Origin of the sequence: Hydrogenophaga electricum (genome assembly GCF_030160815.1) — a bacterium.
GTDB lineage: Bacteria > Pseudomonadota > Gammaproteobacteria > Burkholderiales > Burkholderiaceae_C > Hydrogenophaga > Hydrogenophaga electricum.
The window spans coordinates 15,437-34,127 of record NZ_BSPB01000038.1 but is presented as its reverse complement, the minus strand read 5'-3'; the positions used below and the strand labels follow the sequence as shown (position 1 = coordinate 34,127).

At 65.2% G+C, this 18,691-nt stretch carries 17 protein-coding genes; all 17 read left to right on the top strand.

Going from position 1 to position 18,691, the window contains the following annotated elements; all coding sequences use genetic code 11:
- The coding region (locus QQK43_RS17315; RefSeq protein ID WP_284308747.1) for a RecB family exonuclease at positions 1-1,094 on the top strand (1,094 nt) is incomplete at its 5' end.
- Positions 1,091-4,492 (top strand): UvrD-helicase domain-containing protein, encoded by a 3,402-nt coding sequence (locus tag QQK43_RS17310; protein ID WP_284308746.1) that lies wholly within the window; start codon positions 1,091-1,093, stop codon positions 4,490-4,492. The genes QQK43_RS17315 and QQK43_RS17310, both read left to right, overlap by 4 nt.
- The gene (locus tag QQK43_RS17305) at positions 4,489-5,817 is read left to right on the top strand and encodes a TIGR03862 family flavoprotein (protein ID WP_284308745.1); all 1,329 of its coding nucleotides are present in this window, start codon (positions 4,489-4,491) and stop codon (positions 5,815-5,817) included. The genes QQK43_RS17310 and QQK43_RS17305 overlap by 4 nt, the downstream gene beginning before the upstream one ends.
- A 126-nt stretch (positions 5,818-5,943) precedes the next feature.
- Entirely contained in the window at positions 5,944-6,954 is a 1,011-nt protein-coding gene (locus QQK43_RS17300) for a Bug family tripartite tricarboxylate transporter substrate binding protein (protein ID WP_284308744.1), read from the top strand.
- Between the two features lie 192 nt (positions 6,955-7,146).
- Positions 7,147-8,094, top strand: a complete 948-nt coding sequence (locus QQK43_RS17295) for a lytic transglycosylase domain-containing protein (RefSeq protein ID WP_284308743.1) — start codon at positions 7,147-7,149, stop codon at positions 8,092-8,094.
- Positions 8,095-8,175: 81 nt separating this feature from the next.
- Positions 8,176-8,511 (top strand): TrbC/VirB2 family protein, encoded by a 336-nt coding sequence (locus QQK43_RS17290; protein ID WP_284308741.1) that lies wholly within the window; start codon positions 8,176-8,178, stop codon positions 8,509-8,511.
- Positions 8,508-8,834, top strand: coding sequence for a VirB3 family type IV secretion system protein (locus QQK43_RS17285; RefSeq protein WP_284308740.1), 327 nt, complete (start codon positions 8,508-8,510; stop codon positions 8,832-8,834). Before QQK43_RS17290 ends, QQK43_RS17285 begins: the two co-directional genes overlap by 4 nt.
- A 24-nt stretch (positions 8,835-8,858) precedes the next feature.
- A complete protein-coding gene (locus QQK43_RS17280; RefSeq protein WP_234262895.1) occupies positions 8,859-11,318 on the top strand; it encodes a VirB4 family type IV secretion/conjugal transfer ATPase in 2,460 nt (819 codons plus the stop codon).
- A 34-nt stretch (positions 11,319-11,352) separates the two neighbouring features.
- Positions 11,353-11,757 (top strand): hypothetical protein, encoded by a 405-nt coding sequence (locus QQK43_RS17275; protein WP_234262897.1) that lies wholly within the window; start codon positions 11,353-11,355, stop codon positions 11,755-11,757.
- Positions 11,758-11,762: 5 nt separating this feature from the next.
- The gene (locus QQK43_RS17270; RefSeq protein WP_234262898.1) at positions 11,763-12,350 is read left to right on the top strand and encodes a hypothetical protein; all 588 of its coding nucleotides are present in this window, start codon (positions 11,763-11,765) and stop codon (positions 12,348-12,350) included.
- A complete protein-coding gene (locus tag QQK43_RS17265; RefSeq protein WP_284308739.1) occupies positions 12,347-14,041 on the top strand; it encodes a DUF2235 domain-containing protein in 1,695 nt (564 codons plus the stop codon). The genes QQK43_RS17270 and QQK43_RS17265 overlap by 4 nt, the downstream gene beginning before the upstream one ends.
- Before the next feature lie 72 nt (positions 14,042-14,113).
- The gene (locus QQK43_RS17260; RefSeq protein ID WP_284308738.1) at positions 14,114-14,476 is read left to right on the top strand and encodes a hypothetical protein; all 363 of its coding nucleotides are present in this window, start codon (positions 14,114-14,116) and stop codon (positions 14,474-14,476) included.
- An 11-nt stretch (positions 14,477-14,487) separates the two neighbouring features.
- Positions 14,488-15,210: a hypothetical protein gene (locus QQK43_RS17255; RefSeq protein ID WP_284308737.1), complete on the top strand. Its 723-nt coding sequence runs from the start codon at positions 14,488-14,490 to the stop codon at positions 15,208-15,210.
- Positions 15,211-15,266: 56 nt separating this feature from the next.
- Positions 15,267-16,958: a type IV secretion system protein gene (locus QQK43_RS17250; RefSeq protein WP_284308736.1), complete on the top strand. Its 1,692-nt coding sequence runs from the start codon at positions 15,267-15,269 to the stop codon at positions 16,956-16,958.
- A 44-nt stretch (positions 16,959-17,002) separates the two neighbouring features.
- Positions 17,003-17,218, top strand: coding sequence for a hypothetical protein (locus tag QQK43_RS17245; RefSeq protein ID WP_284308735.1), 216 nt, complete (start codon positions 17,003-17,005; stop codon positions 17,216-17,218).
- 42 nt (positions 17,219-17,260) lie between these two features.
- Positions 17,261-17,692 (top strand): hypothetical protein, encoded by a 432-nt coding sequence (locus QQK43_RS17240; RefSeq protein WP_234262909.1) that lies wholly within the window; start codon positions 17,261-17,263, stop codon positions 17,690-17,692.
- A gap of 46 nt (positions 17,693-17,738) precedes the next feature.
- Positions 17,739-18,650, top strand: coding sequence for a VirB8 family type IV secretion system protein (locus QQK43_RS17235; protein ID WP_234262910.1), 912 nt, complete (start codon positions 17,739-17,741; stop codon positions 18,648-18,650).
- The last annotated feature ends 41 nt before the right edge of the window (positions 18,651-18,691 follow it).

The following is an 18,691-nucleotide window of genomic DNA, read 5'->3' as shown; positions in this document are numbered from 1 at the left end:
CGCCGGCCCTCGCGCAAGCCGCGGCCCAGGCCTGGGCCCATCTGCTCACCCAGCCCCGGCTGGATCTGCTCTGGCGCCGGCAGGACCAGAGCGATGCGGTGCTGCCCGCGGCCTGGGTGCGGGCCTTGGCCGGTCCCGCCAGCGGTGGCCGCACGGCGGTTGAGGCCACCGACCCCCGGACTGTGCGCACGCTGCCGGCGGCGTTGCCGCCCGAGCCGCTTCCGGTTGCGGGCGACCTGCTGCCCGAGGCGCTTTCGGCCAGTGCCTACCAGGACCTGCGTGACTGCCCGTACCGCTTCTTCGCGCTGCGCCAGTTGCGCCTGCAAAGTGCCGACGAGATCGAGGCCGGCCCCGACAAGCGCGACATGGGCAACTGGCTTCACGCCGTGCTGCGTGCCTTCCACGAAGGCCGCGAGTCCGACGACCCGGCCCGCAACGAGGCCGGCGACCGCGCACGCCTTGACAGCCTGGCGCTGGTGGAGGCCCGTCGCATGGGCCTGATGGCCGCCGAAGGCCAGCCCGCCAGCGACGACAGCGCGGCTTTTCTGCCGTTTCTGGCGTCTTGGCCCGCGCTGCGCGACGGCTACCTCGCCTGGCTGGCGGGCTACGAACAGGGCGGCAGCGGTCCGCGTTTTCACCAGGCCGAGCAGGCGATCACGCAGCCGCTCGGACCGTGGCGCCTGTACGGCAAGCTCGACCGCATCGACCGCGCTGCCACCGGCGAGGGGGCCGGCTTCGTGGTGCTCGATTACAAGACCGAGCCGCGTCTGCGCACCCAGGATCGGGTCAAGGAGCCGCTGGAGGACACGCAGATCGCCTTTTACGCCGCGCTGATGGGCGCTGCACCGGGCGATCTGCCGGTGCGCGGCGGCTACCTCAGCATCACCGACAGCCGCGACCCCGCAGAAGCCACGCGCTTTGTCGAGCAGACCGAGCTGGCCGTGGCGCGCGAACACCTGCTGCACGGCATTCGCCACGACCTCGAACGCATCGGCGCCGGGCATCCGCTGCCGCCGCTCGGCGAAGGCCGCGCTTGCGAACACTGTGCCGCACGCGGCCTGTGCCGGCGCGATTTCCGGGAGGGGCTGGCATGACGCATACCCCCAACACGGCCCAGGCCGCCTACCGCATCGATGGCGAACTGGTGGCGCGCCCGGCGTTCTACGCCGTGGCCTGCGATCCTGCGCGCAGCGTCGCCGTGGAAGCCTGCGCCGGTGCCGGCAAGACCTGGATGCTGGTCTCGCGCATCCTGCGCGCCTTGCTCGACGGTACCGAGCCGCAGGACATCCTGGCCATCACCTTCACCAAAAAGGCCGCGGGCGAGATGCGCGAGCGCCTGCAGGACTGGACGGCGTCTTTCGCCGGGCAGCCCCAAGCCACGCTGGTCACCGAACTGCAACTGCGCGGCATGGCGGCGGCCGACGCGCAGCGCCGCGCTGCCGATCTGCAGGGCCTGCACCAACGCCTGCTCGCCCATGGCCGGCCTGTGCAGATCCGCACCTTCCACAGCTGGTTCGCATCGCTGTTGCGCAGCGCGCCGCTGGCGGTGCTGGACGAGCTGGAGCTGCCCGCCGAGCACGAACTGTTGGAAGACGATGCCCAGGCCGCCGAACTGGCCTGGCCGCGCTTTTACGCCAGCGTGGACGCCGACGCCGGCCTGCGGCAGGACTTCCTCGACAGCGTGGCCCTGCATGGCCGTAGCCAGACACTCAAGGCCCTGGCCAATGCCCTGGCCAAGCGGGTGGAGTTCGCCCTGGCCGACCGCGACGGCGTGGTGGACGGCTCTGTCGAGCCTTTTGCGCAGCGGTATCCGGCGCTGGCCGCCTTCGGGGTGCCGGCACAGGCCTTGGCCGGCGAAGCCTGCCGTGCGCGCTGGCTGGGCTGGGCGCGCGAACTGGGCGCGGAAAAGAACAAGACCCCGCAGAAAGCCGGCGACGCCGTGGTCGATGCGTTTGCCGACGCGGACGACACCTCGGTGCCGGCCCTGGCGCGCCGCCTGCGGGCACTGCGCAAGGCCTTTTTTGTCGCCAGCGAAGACCGCCTCACCAACCACCTGGCCAAGTTCCCCGCCGCGCAGGCGGCCGAAGCCGAACTGCAAACCCTGCTGGCCGCCGACCGCCAGCACGCCGCCTGGCAGCACCAGCAGCGCATGGCCCGGCTCACGCGGGCGCTGATCGCCGCGTTTGCTGCGCTCAAGCGCGAGCGCGGCTGGGTCGACATGAACGATGTGGAGGGCGCCGCACGCCGTCTGCTCGCCGACGCCGAACTCTCGGGCTGGCTGCAGCAGCGGCTGGACGCCCGCGTGCGCCACCTGCTGATCGACGAGTTCCAGGACACCAACCCGCTGCAGTGGCAGGCGCTCTATGGCTGGCTCTCGGCGTATGCCGGCGCAGGCAGCGGCGAGGCGCCGCGCGTGTTTCTGGTCGGGGATCCCAAGCAGTCCATCTACCGCTTCCGCCGTGCCGAACCCCAGGTGTTCAAAGCCGCCCAGCACTTCGTGGTGCACGGACTGGGTGGGGCGCTGCTCAGTTGCGACCACACCCGCCGCTGTGCCACCGGCGTGGTGGACGTGCTCAACACCGTGATGCTGGGTGCCGAGGCCGACGCCGGCTATGCGGGCTTTCGCCCCCACACCACCGAAAGCGCCGAAGCCGGTGCGGCGCTGGCGCTGCCACCGATTGAGCGCCCCGAGCGCGGCCACGATGCTCCGGCGGCCGCCGACACCGGCGAGGGCCCCGCCTGGCGCGACAGCCTCGGCACGCCGCGGTTGGTGCCGGAGGAAAAGCTCAGTGCACTTGAAGCGCGGCAGGCGGCCGACTGGCTGGCCGCGGAAATCGGCCAGGGCGCGCTGCAACCACAGGACGTGATGGTGCTCTCCCGCAAACGCGAGCGCCTGGGCTGGCTGCACGACGCCCTGGCCGAACGCGGCATTGCCGGCGAACAGCCCGAACGCCAGGACCTGGCCGACCACCCGGTGGCGCAAGACCTGATCGCGCTGCTCGACGCCCTGGTATCGCCGGCGCACGACCTCAGCCTGGCGCGCGCGCTCAAGTCGCCCGTGTTCGGGCTCGACGACGCCGCGCTGGCCCGCATCGCCCGGCTGTGCCGACGCGCGGCGGCGAAACCGGCGGCTGGCGGTGGGGAATCCGCGCGCGCCGATTCCCCGCGTTGGTGGGCGGTGTTGCAGGCGCTGGCCAGCGGCGGGGAGGGCGCCTCGGACGATCCGGTGGTGGACGCTCCACTGGCCCAGGTGGCGCGCACCCTGGCGGGCTGGCGCGCGTGTCTGCAAACCCTGCCACCGCACGATGCCCTCTCGGTCATCTACCGCGAGGGCGATGTGTTCGCGCGCTACGCCAGTGCCGTGCCGCCGCGGCAGCGCGAGAGCGCGCGCCTGGCGCTGCAGGCCGTGCTGGCGCAGGCGCTCGCGCAGGATGGCGGGCGTTTTCTCACCGCCTACCGCTTCGTGCGCGCGCTCAAGGCGGGGGGCATCCGCCTGCCCCAGCCGGCCCGGCCGCAGGCGGTGCGCCTGCTCACCATCCACGGCGCCAAGGGCTTGGAGGCGCACACCGTGCTGCTGCTCGATACCGACGCACCGCCCCCGATGGCCGAGAGCATGGGCGTGCTGGTGGACTGGCCGGGCGAGGCGGCGGCGCCCACGCGCTTCGTGTTCCTGGCCAGCGAAAAGACCCCGCCCGCCTGCGCTGCCGATCTGCTCGCCCGTGAGCAGCAGGCGCGCGCGCTCGAAGAGCTCAACGCGCTGTACGTGGCGCTGACCCGCGCGGCCGACCGCCTGGTGATTTCCAGCGTGCAACCGCACCGGCGCGGCGATCTGCCCACCTGGCGCGCGCGCATCGAACCCCTGACGCAGCCCGTGCCCGTCGTGGCCGCTACTTCCCCCAACGCGGTCGCGGGCGTGCCGGTCGAGCCGGCGGTGGTGCGCGATCTGCCGGTCTGGAGCCCGGCCGAAACGGTCCCGCCTGCTGCGGCCAGCGCAGCGCCCGGCCAGCCCGCTCCGGTGCCGGAAGACGATGCCCGCACCCGCGTCGGGCTGGCCTTGCACCGCTTGCTGCAATGGGTGCCCACGCCAGCAACTGGTTTCCGCTGGGATGTGCTGCACCGCCAGGCGGTGGCGCGCGAATTCGGGCTCACGCCCGAACAGGCTGGCGAAGCGCTGCGCATGGCCGAGGCCGTGCTTGGCGGCGACGCGGCTTGGGCGTGGGACGCCAGCTTGCTCGCGCACTGGGGCAGCGAGGTGGACATCTGGGCCAACGGCCAGTTGCTGCGCATGGACCGTCTCGTGCGCCGTGCTGACACGGGCTGCTGGTGGGTGCTGGACTACAAGAGCGCCACCCACCCGGAACGGCAGGCCGCGCTGCGCGAGCAACTGCACGGCTACCATCGCGCGCTGTCCCAAGCCCGTCCCGGCGAACCGGTGCGGGTGGCCTTCGTCAACCCGAACGGCCAACTGATCGAAATTCCTGTGCCCGCATGACCGCCCCCACCTCCGAAGCTCCCGCCCCGCTGCTGTCCGAAGCCATCGTCATCGGTGGAGGCCCGGCCGGCCTCATGGCGGCCGAAGTGCTGTCGCGTGCCGGTGTCGCTGTCGATCTGTTCGATGCCATGCCCTCGGTCGGCCGCAAGTTCCTGCTGGCGGGCAAAGGCGGCATGAACCTCACGCACGCCGAGCCGTTCGACGCCTTCGCCGACCGCTATGGTGAGCGCTCGGCGGTGTTGCGCCCCTGGCTCGAAGCCTTCGGGCCGGCCCAGGTGCGCGACTGGGCCGCCAGCCTGGGCATCGACACCTTCGTGGGCAGTTCCCAGCGCGTGTTTCCGACCGACATGAAAGCCGCGCCCCTGCTGCGCGCCTGGCTGCAGCGCCTGCGCCACCCGGGCAACGGGGGCGTGCCGGTGCGCTTTCACATGCGCCACCGCTGCCTGGGGCCGACGCCGCAAACGGGTGGCGCCGCGGGCACGACCGCCTGGCGCTTCGACACCCCGCAGGGGCCGTGCACGGTGCAAGCCCGGGCCACCGTGCTGGCCCTGGGCGGGGGCAGTTGGGCCCGGCTCGGTTCGGACGGTGCCTGGCAAGGCTGGCTGTCCACCGCGGCCGGTGCGCAGGCGGTGGCACCGCTGGTGCCGGCCAACTGTGGTTTCGACGTGCAGGGCTCGCCTGTGCACGGTGTGGCTGCCGGGTGGAGTCCGTTCTTCCGCGACCGTTTTGCCGGCCAGCCGTTCAAGTCCGTGGCGATCCGTTTCGAAGGCGATCACGGGCCGTCTTTCCACCGCAAAGGCGAATTCGTCGCCACCGCCACCGGGGTGGAGGGCAGCCTGATCTACGCCGTCTCGTCCGCCTTGCGCGAGCAGATCGCCCGCAGCGGCCGCGCCACCTTCTGGCTCGACCTGCTGCCCGATCGCAGTCCGGAACAGGTCCGCGCCCAGGTTGCGCACCCACGCGGCGCACGCAGCGTGTCGGCCCACCTCAAAAGCCGGCTGGGGATCGACGGCATCAAGATGGCGCTGCTCAACGAACTGCTGACCCGCGAACAACTGCACGATCCACAAGCACTGGCCAGCGCCATCCAGGCATTGCCGGTCACGGTGGTGGCGCCGCGCCCCATCGACGAAGCGATCAGCAGCGCCGGCGGCGTGCGCTTTGAGTCGATGGATGAGCACGGCATGCTGACCGGGCTCCCCGGGTGCTTCTGCGCGGGCGAAATGCTCGACTGGGAAGCGCCCACGGGGGGCTATCTGCTCACCGCCTGCCTGGCCAGTGGCCAGCGGGCCGGGCAGGGGGCCTGGCAATATCTGCGCGGTTGACTGAAGCGGGCAGTCATGCAGAGGTCATGACAGCGCCTTGGGATGGTCACGCGTCTGTCACCGAAACCGGCCAACCTCTGCTTTTTTGGCCTGACAGGTCTTCCCGTTGTCTTTCGGAGCTGTTTCATGTCGTCTGCTGTCTGCGGCCGCCGCCCTTTTCTGCAAGCCCTCATCACCACCGCACTGACCGGCGCCACCTGGACGGTGCAGGCGCAGAGCGCGCCGTCTTCTGCCTGGCACGGCCAGCGGCCCATCCGCATCGTCGTGCCCTTTGCGCCCGGTGCCGGGACCGACGCCATGGGGCGTCTGGTCGCCGGCAAACTGAGCGAGTTGCTGGGCACCAGCGTGGTGGTGGAGAACCGAACCGGCGCGTCGGGCGCCATCGGTGCGCAGGAGGTGGCGAAGGCCCCACCCGATGGCCACAGCTTGCTGCTGGCGGCAGCGCCGTTCACCACCGTGCCCGCCGCCTTGCCCACCGCCGGCTATGACCCCATCGCCAGCTTTGCGCCCGTTGGCATGATTGCCCACGGACCGCTGGTCTGGGTGGCCAACAAAGACGTGCCGGCGAGCACACTGCCCGAGCTCGTGGCCTGGGCCCGGCAGCGGCCCGGCACGCTCAACTACGGCTCGGCCGGGGTGGGCGGTATCAACCATCTGCTGCTCGAATCGCTCGAATCGCGCACCGGCGTCTTCATCACCCACATTCCGTACCGCGGTATCGCCCCGGCCACGCTCGACGCTGTCGCCGGGCAGGTGCAACTGCTCACCGGCACCATTCCCGCACTCGCCCCATACATTCGTGACGGCAAGCTCAAGGCACTGGCGGTCACCAGCCCTGAGCGAAGCCCGGCGTTGCCCCAGGTGCCGGGCATGAAAGAGGCTGGCATGGCCGACTTCAATGTGCTCAATTACTTTGCCCTGGTGGCGCCCAAAGGCACGCCCGAGGCTGTGGTGCAACAGATCAACGCAGCATTGGCCAAAGTGGTGGACATGCCCGATGTGAAGGAGCGGCTGGGCCGCGATGCCCTGACCGCAGCCGTGGGCCGCCCCGATGAGCTGGGCCGCTTTTTGCAGCGCGATTACGAGAGTTGGAAGGCTGTTGTCAGGAAGCAGGGGCTGAAAATCGAGGCGTTTTGATGGGTTGATCAAAACGGAAACATTTATACGCATTTTGTTTCGGAAGAAGCGGTGTTTTGTGAGGAGTTCAGCTTTTTTACTTAATTTGTAAGCTAAGATAGTCGAGCTGTCGCAACTATCAGGAGGAGGAGGCCGCAGCCCCGCACCGCAGGTTTATGGGTGCCGTGGGCATGCAGGCCCCATGCGGTCACCATGCTTGACTGTCCGGATCTCGCCGTGCCGAGAGAGGTGATGCAACACGTCGTGCACGTGGAGTCATCACTCAATCCATTTGCCATCGGGGTGGTTGGCGGGTATCTGGCCCGCCAACCCCGAAGCCTGGACGACGCTCTTGAGGCTGTGCAAACCCTCAAGGACGAGGGTTACAACTTTTCCGTCGGCATCGCGCAGGTCAACCGCTACAACCTGGCCAAGTACGGCCTCCAGACCTACGCCCAGGCCTTCGAGGTCTGTCCCAATCTCCAGGCCGGTGCGCGCATTCTTCGTGAGTGCTACGACCGTGCCCGCGACTGGGGCAAGGCCTTCAGCTGCTACTACTCCGGCAATTTCGTCACCGGCTTCGAGCACGGCTACGTGCAGAAGATTTTTGCGTCCATGCGCAGGGCGCAGGACCAGGCGGTGCAGACCGCCGAAGTCCGCATCATTCCCTACAACAACGCCCAACCGCGCAAGCCTGCGCGCGACGATGGCGTGCCATTGCGCGCCGGTGAAGGGGCGCCGCCCACGACGACGGCGGTTGCGCCAGCACAACCGGCCGCACCCGCCAACAGCCCGTCACCGGGGATGATCATGCCGCCCACCGGCGCGGGTGCCGGGCGCGGCCTGGCGGGCATCCCTTTGCAGGTGGTGGGGGGCGATGGCAATCCCTACCAGACCCGCATCGTGCCCGCGGCACCGCAGCCCGGGCCTGCCGCCACAGCGCCGGGCGCCCAACTGCCCTTGCCCCATCCCGATGCTCCCCTGGCTGCCCGGCCCGCGTCTCGGCGTGTGGTGTCCCGGGAGGCCAAAGGGGGCGCCTTGCTCCACATCCCAGAGTCTTCAGGTTTGCCTGAGAACCGGGCCGGCCGTTCGCCGGACGGTGCCCGTGAGCCGGCTTCGCCGGCGGACGCTTCGCCGTCCGACAAGTCGTTCGTTTTTTGATCTTCCTGCCAACAAGAAAGGTGATTTATGCAATGTAACAAGCCACTGATTTCCCGCCTGGAGCTCCAGACCCTGGCATTCATGGTCGCTGGATTCGCGCTGCTGGCGGCCGCGCCGGAGGCCTGGGCGGCCGGCGACGAGGGCTTTGCCGCTGCCTGCAACAAGGTCGACAAGTTCTTCAAGAACTTCGAAGTCATTCTGAAGGTGATTTCCATCACCGTGGTGACCATCGCCGTGGTGTTTGCCGGCTACCAGATTGCCTTCGCCCACAAGCGCATGTCGGACGTGGCCCCGATCCTGATCGGGGGGCTGCTGATCGGTGGCGCCGGCACCATTGCCGGCTGGTTCGTCAGCGGTTGGGGCTCTTCCGATTGCACCGAAGTGACGCTGCTGACCGTGCAACGGCTTTTCGCGTGAAGAAGGACGTCCTTTTTCGCGGATGTACCCGGCCCCCGATGATCTTCGGGGTGCCTTACGTGCCGTTTCTCGTGGGCGTCGGCGTTCCGCTGCTGCTGGCGATGTACGTGTCGCTCTACATCCTCCTGGTCATTCCCTTTGTCATCGTGGTGATGCGTCTGATGGCCAAGAAGGATGAGCTGATCTTCAGGCTGATCGGCCTGAACCTTGTGTTTCGTTTCCTTCCCCGCAATCCCGCCATCTACGGTGCCTCGTGGGTATTTGGTCCATCCCGGTACCGCAAAGACGCCCACCGTCTGGACGGCTACCGGGAATGGATGTAACGGGGCGCAGCCGCCCAAAGAAGCATGTTCACCGCTGACGCCAACTACAGCAACTTCGTCCCGTTCAGCACGCACGTCGATTCGCACGTCGTGAAGACGCGCGAGGGTGACTACCTCATCACCTGGCTGCTCAGCGGGTTCCCTTTCGTGGGGCGTGAAGACTGGGAGCTCGAACACCGGCACCGTACCTTCAACAGCCTGCTGCAAAGCCTGCGCGCGCCGGACTTCGAAAACCTCGCGTTCTGGGCGCACGACATCCGTCGGCGGCGCAGGATCAACGCCGACGCGAAGTTCCCGTACCGCTTCAGCCAGGACCTGCACGACCGGTACATGGAGCGCCTCTCCACGAAGCGCCTCATGCAGAACGAGCTGTACCTGACCATGATCTACCGGCCCGTGGTCAGCGGCAAACGCTTCACGGCCATGGCGCGTGACGTCAACGTCCTGCGGCAGGAAGAAAAAGCCTGCCTCGAAAAAATCTACGAACTGGCTGGCAACGTCGAGGTGCTGCTGGCCGACTACGCCCCCTACCGGCTCGGGCTGTACGAAAGCGTGCACAAGCAGGTGTTTTCCGAGAACCTGGAGTTCTACGGCTACCTGCTCAACCACACCGACGAGCCCGTGCCCGTGCTCCCGGCGCCCATCTACAGCTACCTGCCCACCAGCCGCCACATGTTCAACCCGGGCAGTGGCGACTATGCCATCCGCACCAGCGATGGCGACAACCACTTCGGCGCCATCCTGAACATCAAGGAGTACGCCGACAGCAGCTGGCCAGGCATTCTCAACGGCCTCAAGTACCTGGAGTTCGAGTACGTCGTCACGCACTCGTTCACGCCCATGAGCCGGTATGACTCCATGAAGGCCCTGCAGCGCACCAAGGGCGCCATGCTGTCGTCCGAAGACAAGGCCGTCAGCCAGATCGTCGAGCTCGACTTTGCCATGGACCAGCTCGCATCCGGCAACTTCGTGCTGGGCCAGTACCACTTCAACATGGCGATCTACGCCGCCAACCAGGACGACCTCTACCTCAACGTGGCCCAGGCACGTGCGCAACTGTCGGGGGCGAGTTTTGTCACCGTCAAGGAAGACGTGGCGGTGGCCGCCGCCTACTACGCGCAACTGCCTTGCAACTGGCGCTTCCGCCCGCGCATGGCCAACCTGAGCTCGCTCAACTTCCTGGGGCTTTGCCCGCTGCACAACTTCGCCACCGGCAAACCCAATTTCAACCCCTGGGGCTCGTCCGTCAGCGTGCTGCAGACGCTGAACAATCAGGCCTATCACTTCAACTTCCACGCCACCAAACCGAACGAATACTCCCTTGGCGAAAAAGCCGTGGCCAACACCATGGTGATCGGCAAGTCCGGCACCGGCAAGACCGCGCTCATCAACTTCCTGCTGGCGCAGATCCAGAAGTTGCAACCCGAGCCCACGGTCTTCTTTTTCGACAAGGACAAGGGTGCGCAGATCTTCATCCAGGCCTGCGGGGGGCGTTACTTCTCGCTGGAAAAGGGCAAGCCCACGGGCTTCAACCCCTTGCAATGTGCCAACACGCCCGAGAACGAGCAGTTTCTGATCGAACTCGTGCAAACGCTGTGCGGCAAGGAAAAGTACACCGCCACCGAACAGGACGACCTCATCCGTGCGGTGCGCGCCATCCTCGACACGCCCGTGCACCTGCGCACCATGACCAACCTGCGCAAGAGCCTGCCCAACATGGGGGAAGGCAGCCTCTACGAATCGCTGTCCATCTGGTGCAAGGGCGGTCCCTCGGCCTGGGTGTTCGACAACCCGACCGACAACATCGAATTCGGCAACGCCAACATCATCGGCTTCGACTACACCGAAGTCATCGAAGACAGCAAGACGCGCGAGCCCATCATCCAGTACCTGCTGCACCGGATGGAAAGCCTCATTGACGGCCGCCCCTTCATCTACGTGATGGACGAATTCTGGAAAGTGCTCGAAGGCAAAGGCGGCCTAAAGGACTTCGCCAAGAACAAGCAGAAGACCATCCGCAAGCAGAACGGTCTGGGCATCTTCGCCACCCAGAGCCCGCAGGACGCCATCAACAGCGACATCTCGGCCGCCCTCATCGAGCAGACGGCCACCATGATCCTGCTGCCCAACCCCAACGCCGACCCGCGCGACTACATGGACGGCCTCAAGCTCACCCGGGCCGAATTCGACCTTGTGGTCGGGCTGGACGAGCGCAGCCGGTGCTTTCTGGTCAAGCAGGGCCACAACGCCGTGCTGTGCCAGCTCAACCTCAACGGCATGGACGACGAACTGGCGGTGCTTTCAGGCTCCAGCGACAACGTCGAAATCCTCAACGAACTGCTAGCCAGCCATCCCACGCCGGAACTGCCCGACACCTGGCTGTCCGAATTCCACGCCCGCCGCAAAGGCCTCAAGCGGCAGCGGGATACCCACATGGCCAACCACCACGAGTTCTTGCGCCACGCCGAAACGTCGGACGCCTGAACCAGAAAAACCGCGCGAACAGGGAGAAGAACAGATGCATGCCAAGAACAAGACACACAAGACACGAGCTTTACTAGCGGCCTTGGCGCTGATGGCCTTGCAGGGTGGGGCATGGGCGTCCAAGTGCGACGGTGTGAATGCGCACGGGCAGACCGGCGGGGCGTACTTCAGCCGGGGCGTTCCCTACGAAGAGGACGTGTTTTCTTTTTGCACCATCGGTGTCCCGGAACATTGCTGGGCCCCCACAGGCCCTGGCACCTGGACGCAGATCTGCCAATACCTCAACACGAAGTGGATCCCCAAGTTCGAGGAGGTTTGTGTGCACGGCAAAACCATGGGCGCCTGGAAGGCTGAAAGCGGTCGCCAGCCCTTGAGCACCAAAGGCCAGCCCGGCGCGCCCGACGGCATGACCGACTGCGAACACGGCGACGATTTCTGAGCGCCATGAGCACTGCCATGCACCGCCTCTGGGTTCTTTTGATGGTGAGCCTCGTCATGAGCACACAACCCGCTTGCAGCGAAGACCGGGTGGTCTTTCACGGCCTTGATTACAACTTTGCCGTGAACAGCCCTGGTGTCGAACTTCTCGATTGCCTGTACGGTGAAATGCTGGGCAAGCACACGCGCCAAGAGGTGGAGTCTGGGCGGGCGCGGCGCGGCGAGTGCTTCAACGGCGCGGGCACCATGCTCTTGGGCGACTTCCTGTACGTGAAGTGGCGGGACGAAGCCACGGGCCAGGTTTATGAAGACCGTGTCGATCTCAAGAGCCGGCTGCCATCGGCCAAGGAAATGCAGGGGCAGACGGTTTACTTTCTGGTAGATAGCAACCAGTTGTACGTCTACCTGATCCCGGACAGAGATTGGGACACCAAGCGCAATCACCTCCCGCCGGGTAAACCGGCCAACGGGCCGGATATCTATGCGTATCTTGATGTCAAGACGCTGTATCCGGACAACGCACCACCCAAGGTGCGCGGTGGCCGACCAAATGCCCGAGCCGCACGCGAAGCTGCGGAAAGGGCAAAGCCATGACCGAGGTCATCAAACACCTGAGCGCGGCTGAACGCGAGCAGATGTCCGCGCAGGCCCGGCGCATCGCCGAAACGCCTGCGACACAGGTGGATGCCCGCAGTGGCGAGAAATTCGTTTTCGTGGCGCACTTTGACGGCACGAACAACGACAAGGGCAACATCAAGCTCTCTGGCAATCCGCACCAGACCAACGTGGCTGATCTGCACGACCAGATGGCGCCGCAGATGCGGGGAAACGACAACTTCCGGTCGGCCTACTATCCCGGCGTAGGCACGGATGCTGGCGTGAAGGGCTATCGCGATGTGCTGCTGCCCTCCGAGGAGATGCGCAGTACAGCGGTTCGCGCTTACAACGAGTTCAATGATCAAGCTGCTGAGTGGCTGCGCGAACACCCCCAAGCCGACCCCATCACCTCCCTGCAAGTCATGGCCACGGGTTTCAGCCGTGGCGGCGGCACGGCGGCGGTGTTCAGCCAGTTGCTGTACGAAAACGGGCTGACCGATCCCAAAACCGGGCAGCAACTCGTGCCCCCCGGTCAGCTTGGCTTGGCGGGCGCCCTGATCCTTGATCCCGTCACCACCGGCTATGGCGGCAACGTGGCGTTCTCTCCCGCCTCGAAGAACATCACCGTCGTGCGTGCGCAGAACGAATACCGGGAATGGTTCAAGGGGGTCGACCACAGTGCGCACCCTGGGGTAACCACTGTCGAAGTGATGGGCAACCACTGCAACATCGGCGGCGGTTATGACCGGGGCATCTCTGCCCGTGTGCTCGAAGGCGCTACCGAATGGTTTCGTCGCGGTGGCGTGCCCATCCGTGACGTACTGCCCGAGAAGCGCCACGACGGCACGGCCGCCGTCTACCACGAACGCGACATTCCCAAGACCGATCAGATCGCGCAAGCCAGCCGCAGCACCATCGCCCGCGCCATGTGGCCGGCGGGCAGCCTCATGGTGGAAGGCGCTGCCGAGGCGGCTGACTACCCCGTCACCCACGACCCGCGCCAAGGCCTGCATGCGCAACGGCAGCTCGACCCGGTGGCCCGGCCCGAAATGCATGTGCACGACGGTTGGCGCCGTTTCCAGGGGGCCGAAGCCACGGTCTGGCGCAAGGCCTATCCCTTGCCCAATGGCCAGACAGCCAGCACCGTCATGGTCGAGCGTGACTTCCCCGGCCGCGATCGCGACCGCATCGACATGCACCTGCTGCAGACCGACGAACAGGGCCAAACCCGGGAACTGCTGCACCGCCGCGCACCCCTTGGACAAGGCAACGACCTGCGCCACCAACTCGACGCTGCCATGCCTGGGGCCGAGCCACGCCGCTTGAGCCCGGCGCAGGAATCCGGCGCACAGAAGTTCCGCGAGCAGTTGGGTCCTCAGTTGCGGCAGTTGGGCATGAACGAACAGCAGGTCGATGCGCTGGCGGCCGCCGCTATGAAGGAACAGATGCGGCATCTGGGCCAAGGTGCAAACAGCCAATTCCTGCTCAGCCGGGACGGCAGCACGATCGGTTTGTTGCGGCCCTATGGGCTGGCCCATGAATTCAGCGTCGCCCAAGCATTGGGCCAAAGTGAGCAAGCGCATTGGCGCGAGGCAGCCGATTGGGAACGGCACGGCCTTGCCCAGGGCAATGGGAAGCCAATCATGGAATTGCAGGAGTCGGCGCATGGCGCCATGCGCAGAGCGTGATGTTGGTTGGCGGCCGGTGGCGCCGTGAGATTTGGGGCTTGTTTTTATTTAAATTTCAAAAGGGAATTGATCGTGAAAAAATATTCTGGAAGTTCGGTTGAGAAGCTGACCCGGCGGCAGATGATGGCGAGTTCTGTATTGGGTGGCGTGGCAATGGTTTTGAGCGCCTGTGGCGGTGGCGGTGGAGGGGATTCCTCTGATGGTGAAATTGATTTGGTGGCTGCTTACGATCGTGTGCTCGGATGTATGAGTTATGAGGATATTGTCAAGGCTGTAGGTGTGAAGCCAAATTTGTACGATTCAGGGAATACTCTGAAATGGGGGGGTGGCGACTATATATTGCTTGTGGATTTAATTAATGAAGTGGCTAACAGCAAAGAACTCTATAAGGGATTGAATAAGCTGAAGCGGCATGGCTTTGCTGAGGATTGCTGAAAGGTCTTGTCATGAAGGCTGCTCTTTTTTTGTTTTCTTTATTCGCTTCATCGCATGCAATGGCGCAGTGGGCGGTTTATGATGAAAAGGTTCATGAGCAGCTCACATATATTAATAAAATTGAAAAATTAAAAGACTCTGATTTGACAAGGCTCGATCAGCATTACAAAAGCCAACTGGGCGAAGGTGGCGATAAAGGGGCCGATCTGACGCTGGGCGACGGTGACAGCAAAACCGTGCTCAAAGGCCTGGACACCAAGTTCGACGAGCTGAGCGATCTGACGGACGAGGACAAAAAGAAGTACGTTGGCACGCTGCAGGACTGCGGGGATGACCAGGTCAATCCGGCGCATTACCAGGCCTGCGTCGGGCTGCGCAACCTGCGCTTGCAGACTTTGAAGCAGAGCCAGGGCATGCTCAAGACGCTGAAATTCCGGCGTGAGCAGATCGTGAAGCTGGTTGAAGAATCTCGAAAGCTGGGAGTCAACGGAAACGACCCCAAAGCCGGCCAGTTGCAGCGCTACCAGTTCGAGCTTCAGGCGCAGCAGGCCCTGCTGCAAACCGACGCCCTGCAGTTGCAGATCCTGATGGATGGCTACAAGCAACGCGAGCAGACGTACGCGATGCAGATGAACGAGGCGCGGCGTTCCAGTGACCGGGGGGCGCTGGACCCCAAGGCCGGCCGCCCGCGCAACAAGGCGGTGCCTTTCGTGTCGCCGAAGATTTTCAATTGATGGTGGTGGTGAGGCGGGGATGAAAGACCAACAAAAATGGCCATCAAGGGGGGCGTATGTCGTCTGCGTGTGAAGCCGCCGGGCTGGTGATGCCCAAGCTTTTGGACGCGGCGCTGGCGGCCATTGCAAGCCCGTCGGTGCGCGGCGTGATCGACGACGCGCTGTTTTATTGCGGCGTGCGCGAGTTTGTGATCGACGACATCGTTGTGGGGCCGTACCGCGAACTGGTGGCGGTGAAGTTGGCCAAGGCCTTGAGCGCGTTGTCGATGGTGATCGTCACCTTGTGGGTGGCGATCCAGGGGTTCAACTTCATTTCCGGTCAGGGCAAGCAGGCGGTGCTGCCCGCGCTGTACCAGACGGGCAAGCTGGTGCTGGTGCTGTCGCTGGTGTCGCTGCTGGCGAAGGAGTCGCCTTTTGTCATCGAGGCTGTCGAGAACTTCAAGAACCTGATCTCGCACGCGGTGGCCGATGGGTCCAGCGTGACGACGCTGATCGACGTGAACCTGGGTATCACGGCCATGCTCAGTTCCATCAACGATGCGATCCGTTCCGTCGAGTCGCAGCGCGACCCGAACCTGATCACGTCGACGGTCGGGCTGTTGGGGCAGAGTGGCCCGGCGATGCTGACGGGCACGTTGCTGCTGCTGACCGAGCTTTCGGTGACGCTGGCCATCATGCTGGCGCCGCTGTTCATCTTCTTCCTGATCTTTCAGCAGACGGCCCAATTGTTCTGGTCGTGGGCCAAGTTTCTGTTGGGGGCGTTGTTTTCCCTGGCCACGCTGACGCTGGTGGCATCGCTCGCGCTGCAGGCCACGGCGCTGTACGGCGCAACGGTGGTGGCGGCGTTCTATACCAACAGTGGTGACGGGTTGGGCGGCATGATCAATGCCTTCGCGGGCGGGCCGTTCGACATCAATGCCAGTTCCTTGCGGCTGGCGGCGCTGGGCACGCTGATGACGGCCATCATCGTGTCGGTGCCACCGGTGATCATGGGGTTCTTTGGCGGCGCGGCGGCGTTCACCACGGGGGCCATGGTGTCGATGGGCGGGGCCGGCATGATGGCCCAGCAATTGGGGGCCGGCAAGAGCGCCGGAACGGGGGCGCCTGCCTTGGGCCAGTCGGCGGGCGCCTCGGGCGGTGGCGGGGGGACAGGGGCTTCCGCCGCATCGGGCGGTGCCTTGTCGCCAGCCCAGCAGAGCCCTGCCGGGCTGGAAGCGCGGGGCTCAAGGGCGTTTTCGGTGGGGGATGAGGCGCCTTCGTCGTCGCAGCATACGCTTCAGCATGTGGGCAACCGCATGGGCCCAGTGGACGACGTGACCGACGCCGGGACCAAGCAGGACGGATCAACGCCGCCGGGGGGGGGCCGTGTGGGGTTGGCGCCTCAGTTGGCCGGTGCGGACCGTCCGGATGCACCGGGCGGTCTGGGGTGGGTCCAGGCACGGCAGCAGGACCTGCTTCAAGCGCAGGAGCTGAAGTTCAATCACAAGACAGGTGTGTATGAAACGTCCACCAGCCACGCCGCATTGAACGCCGCTCACAGTACCGCGGGACGCGGAGGAAAACTGCACGTTAGTGGCAGCCAGGGCGCCACCGGAGCCGCTGCTGCGGGCGCGGGCAGCGGCACAGGTTCACGCCACGACACACCCACCCACATGGCCGACGGAAGCCAGCGCGCAGCAGCCTCGACAGGAGCCGAGAGGCCGCCCGTGCCACAGCAGGGCCTGGGAAACAACCTGCCCCAGGCCTGAAGGTCGGTTTTGATGCCATGAGCCCACAAGAAGGAGTGACCCCCATGTCCGTTGGAAATCGCAACACCCCCGAAGCCATGAACGTCATGGGAGATGCTGTGAAGTGGTCGGGTGTTTTCATGCCCGTTGATGAGGCGCTGCAGCAGGGCGCAGTCACACACCTGGCTGAGGCGGTCAGGCAGCACGAGCGATGGCAGGGGGCGGGCCGTTCGGTGCTGCCTGCGCAGGAGATGGCGGGCGCGGTGCACGCCCATGTTTGAAACCGCCGAATGACTGAATGACCAATGAGGATGGATACACGTATGACAGGGAAGAATGAGTGCAGGGTTTGGCCGGGGCGCTGGGTCGGGGTTTCGGTGGTGCTGATGGCCTTGCAGGCCTGCCAGACCCCACCGCCCAAACCGCCGGAATTTGGCGACGACTGGAAGCCGGTCAATACCCTGGCCGAGGAGCCCATGCGCATTCCACTCAAGGAAGAGCAGGCGATGTGGACTTACCAGATGCTGCCGACCGATGCGACGCTGCGCGGCATGCTGGAGCGTTGGGCCACAGAGCACGGGGGCAAGCTGGACTGGCAATACCCCACAGATCTCACGCTGGTCAGTTCGTTGTCGTCGGTCAAGGACAACAACATCCAGAAGGCGCTGAACGTGGTGCGCCGCACCTACGCCGAACAGCGGCTGCGTGTGCAGGTGCTCGGCAACAAGAACCTGCTGGTGACGCGGCTGCCCTGAGGGCTGCCATGCCGGTGGCCGAAAACAGACAGGTCAGAAAGAAAACATGGGTTTGTTCAAACGCGAGATTTCAGAAGCCTCGCAGGAAGTCATCCGCCAGTCGATGGACTTCGAGTCCAGTGTCATTGCCATGGTCAAGCGCAGCGAGCGCCGGGCCTGGATTGTGGCCTTCTGCGCGGTGTTCATCACGGTGTGCCTGGTGGCGGCCATCGTCTACATGCTGCCGCTCAAGGAAAAGGTGCCTTATCTGGTCACCGTGGATCTGCGGCGCAGCACCAGCACGCTGACGCATCTGCGCGAAGACATGGCCTATTCGGGCATCTATTCGAGTGAGGCGCTCAACCGCAGCCACGTAGCGCGGTTCGTTCAGGCGCGTGAGGGGTACGACTGGGACACGATCAACGAACACGACTGGGAGTTCGTGGCCTCGATGTCGAACGACGAAGTCAAGCGCTTGTTCGTCCGGCAGTTCGATGGCGGCCCGCAGGCGCCTGACAAGCGCTGGGGACGCAATGTGGCGATCCGGGTCAAGGTCAACAGCATCGTGTTCCATGGTCTCGACGAAGAAAAGGGCATCCGGCCTTCGGGGGCGACTGTGCGTTTCGAGAAGTGGCGCTTCGACAAGACCTCGGGCAAGAGCGAATACCTCAGCAGCCATGTGGCCACGCTGAGCTACCAGTTCAAGAACAACCTGCGCATGAGCGACAACCTGCGCCTGCGCAATCCGCTCGGGTTCCAGGTGAGGGCCTACAAGGTGGACGACGAGTTCAACGCACCCACGTTCAAACGCGAGGAAATGACGCAGGGCATTCCGCTCATTGGCGAAGACGAAGGTCAGCTCAACCGCGGTGCCGGCTCGGAGTTATCGACTTCGTTACCCGCCAAGGGCGATGCTGGCACACCCGCTGGCGTGACGGTGCTGCCGGGCGCGCCGGCGACACCGGATGGCAACCAGTGAGCACCACACCACCATGCCCACCGGTTGGGGATTTGAAGCAA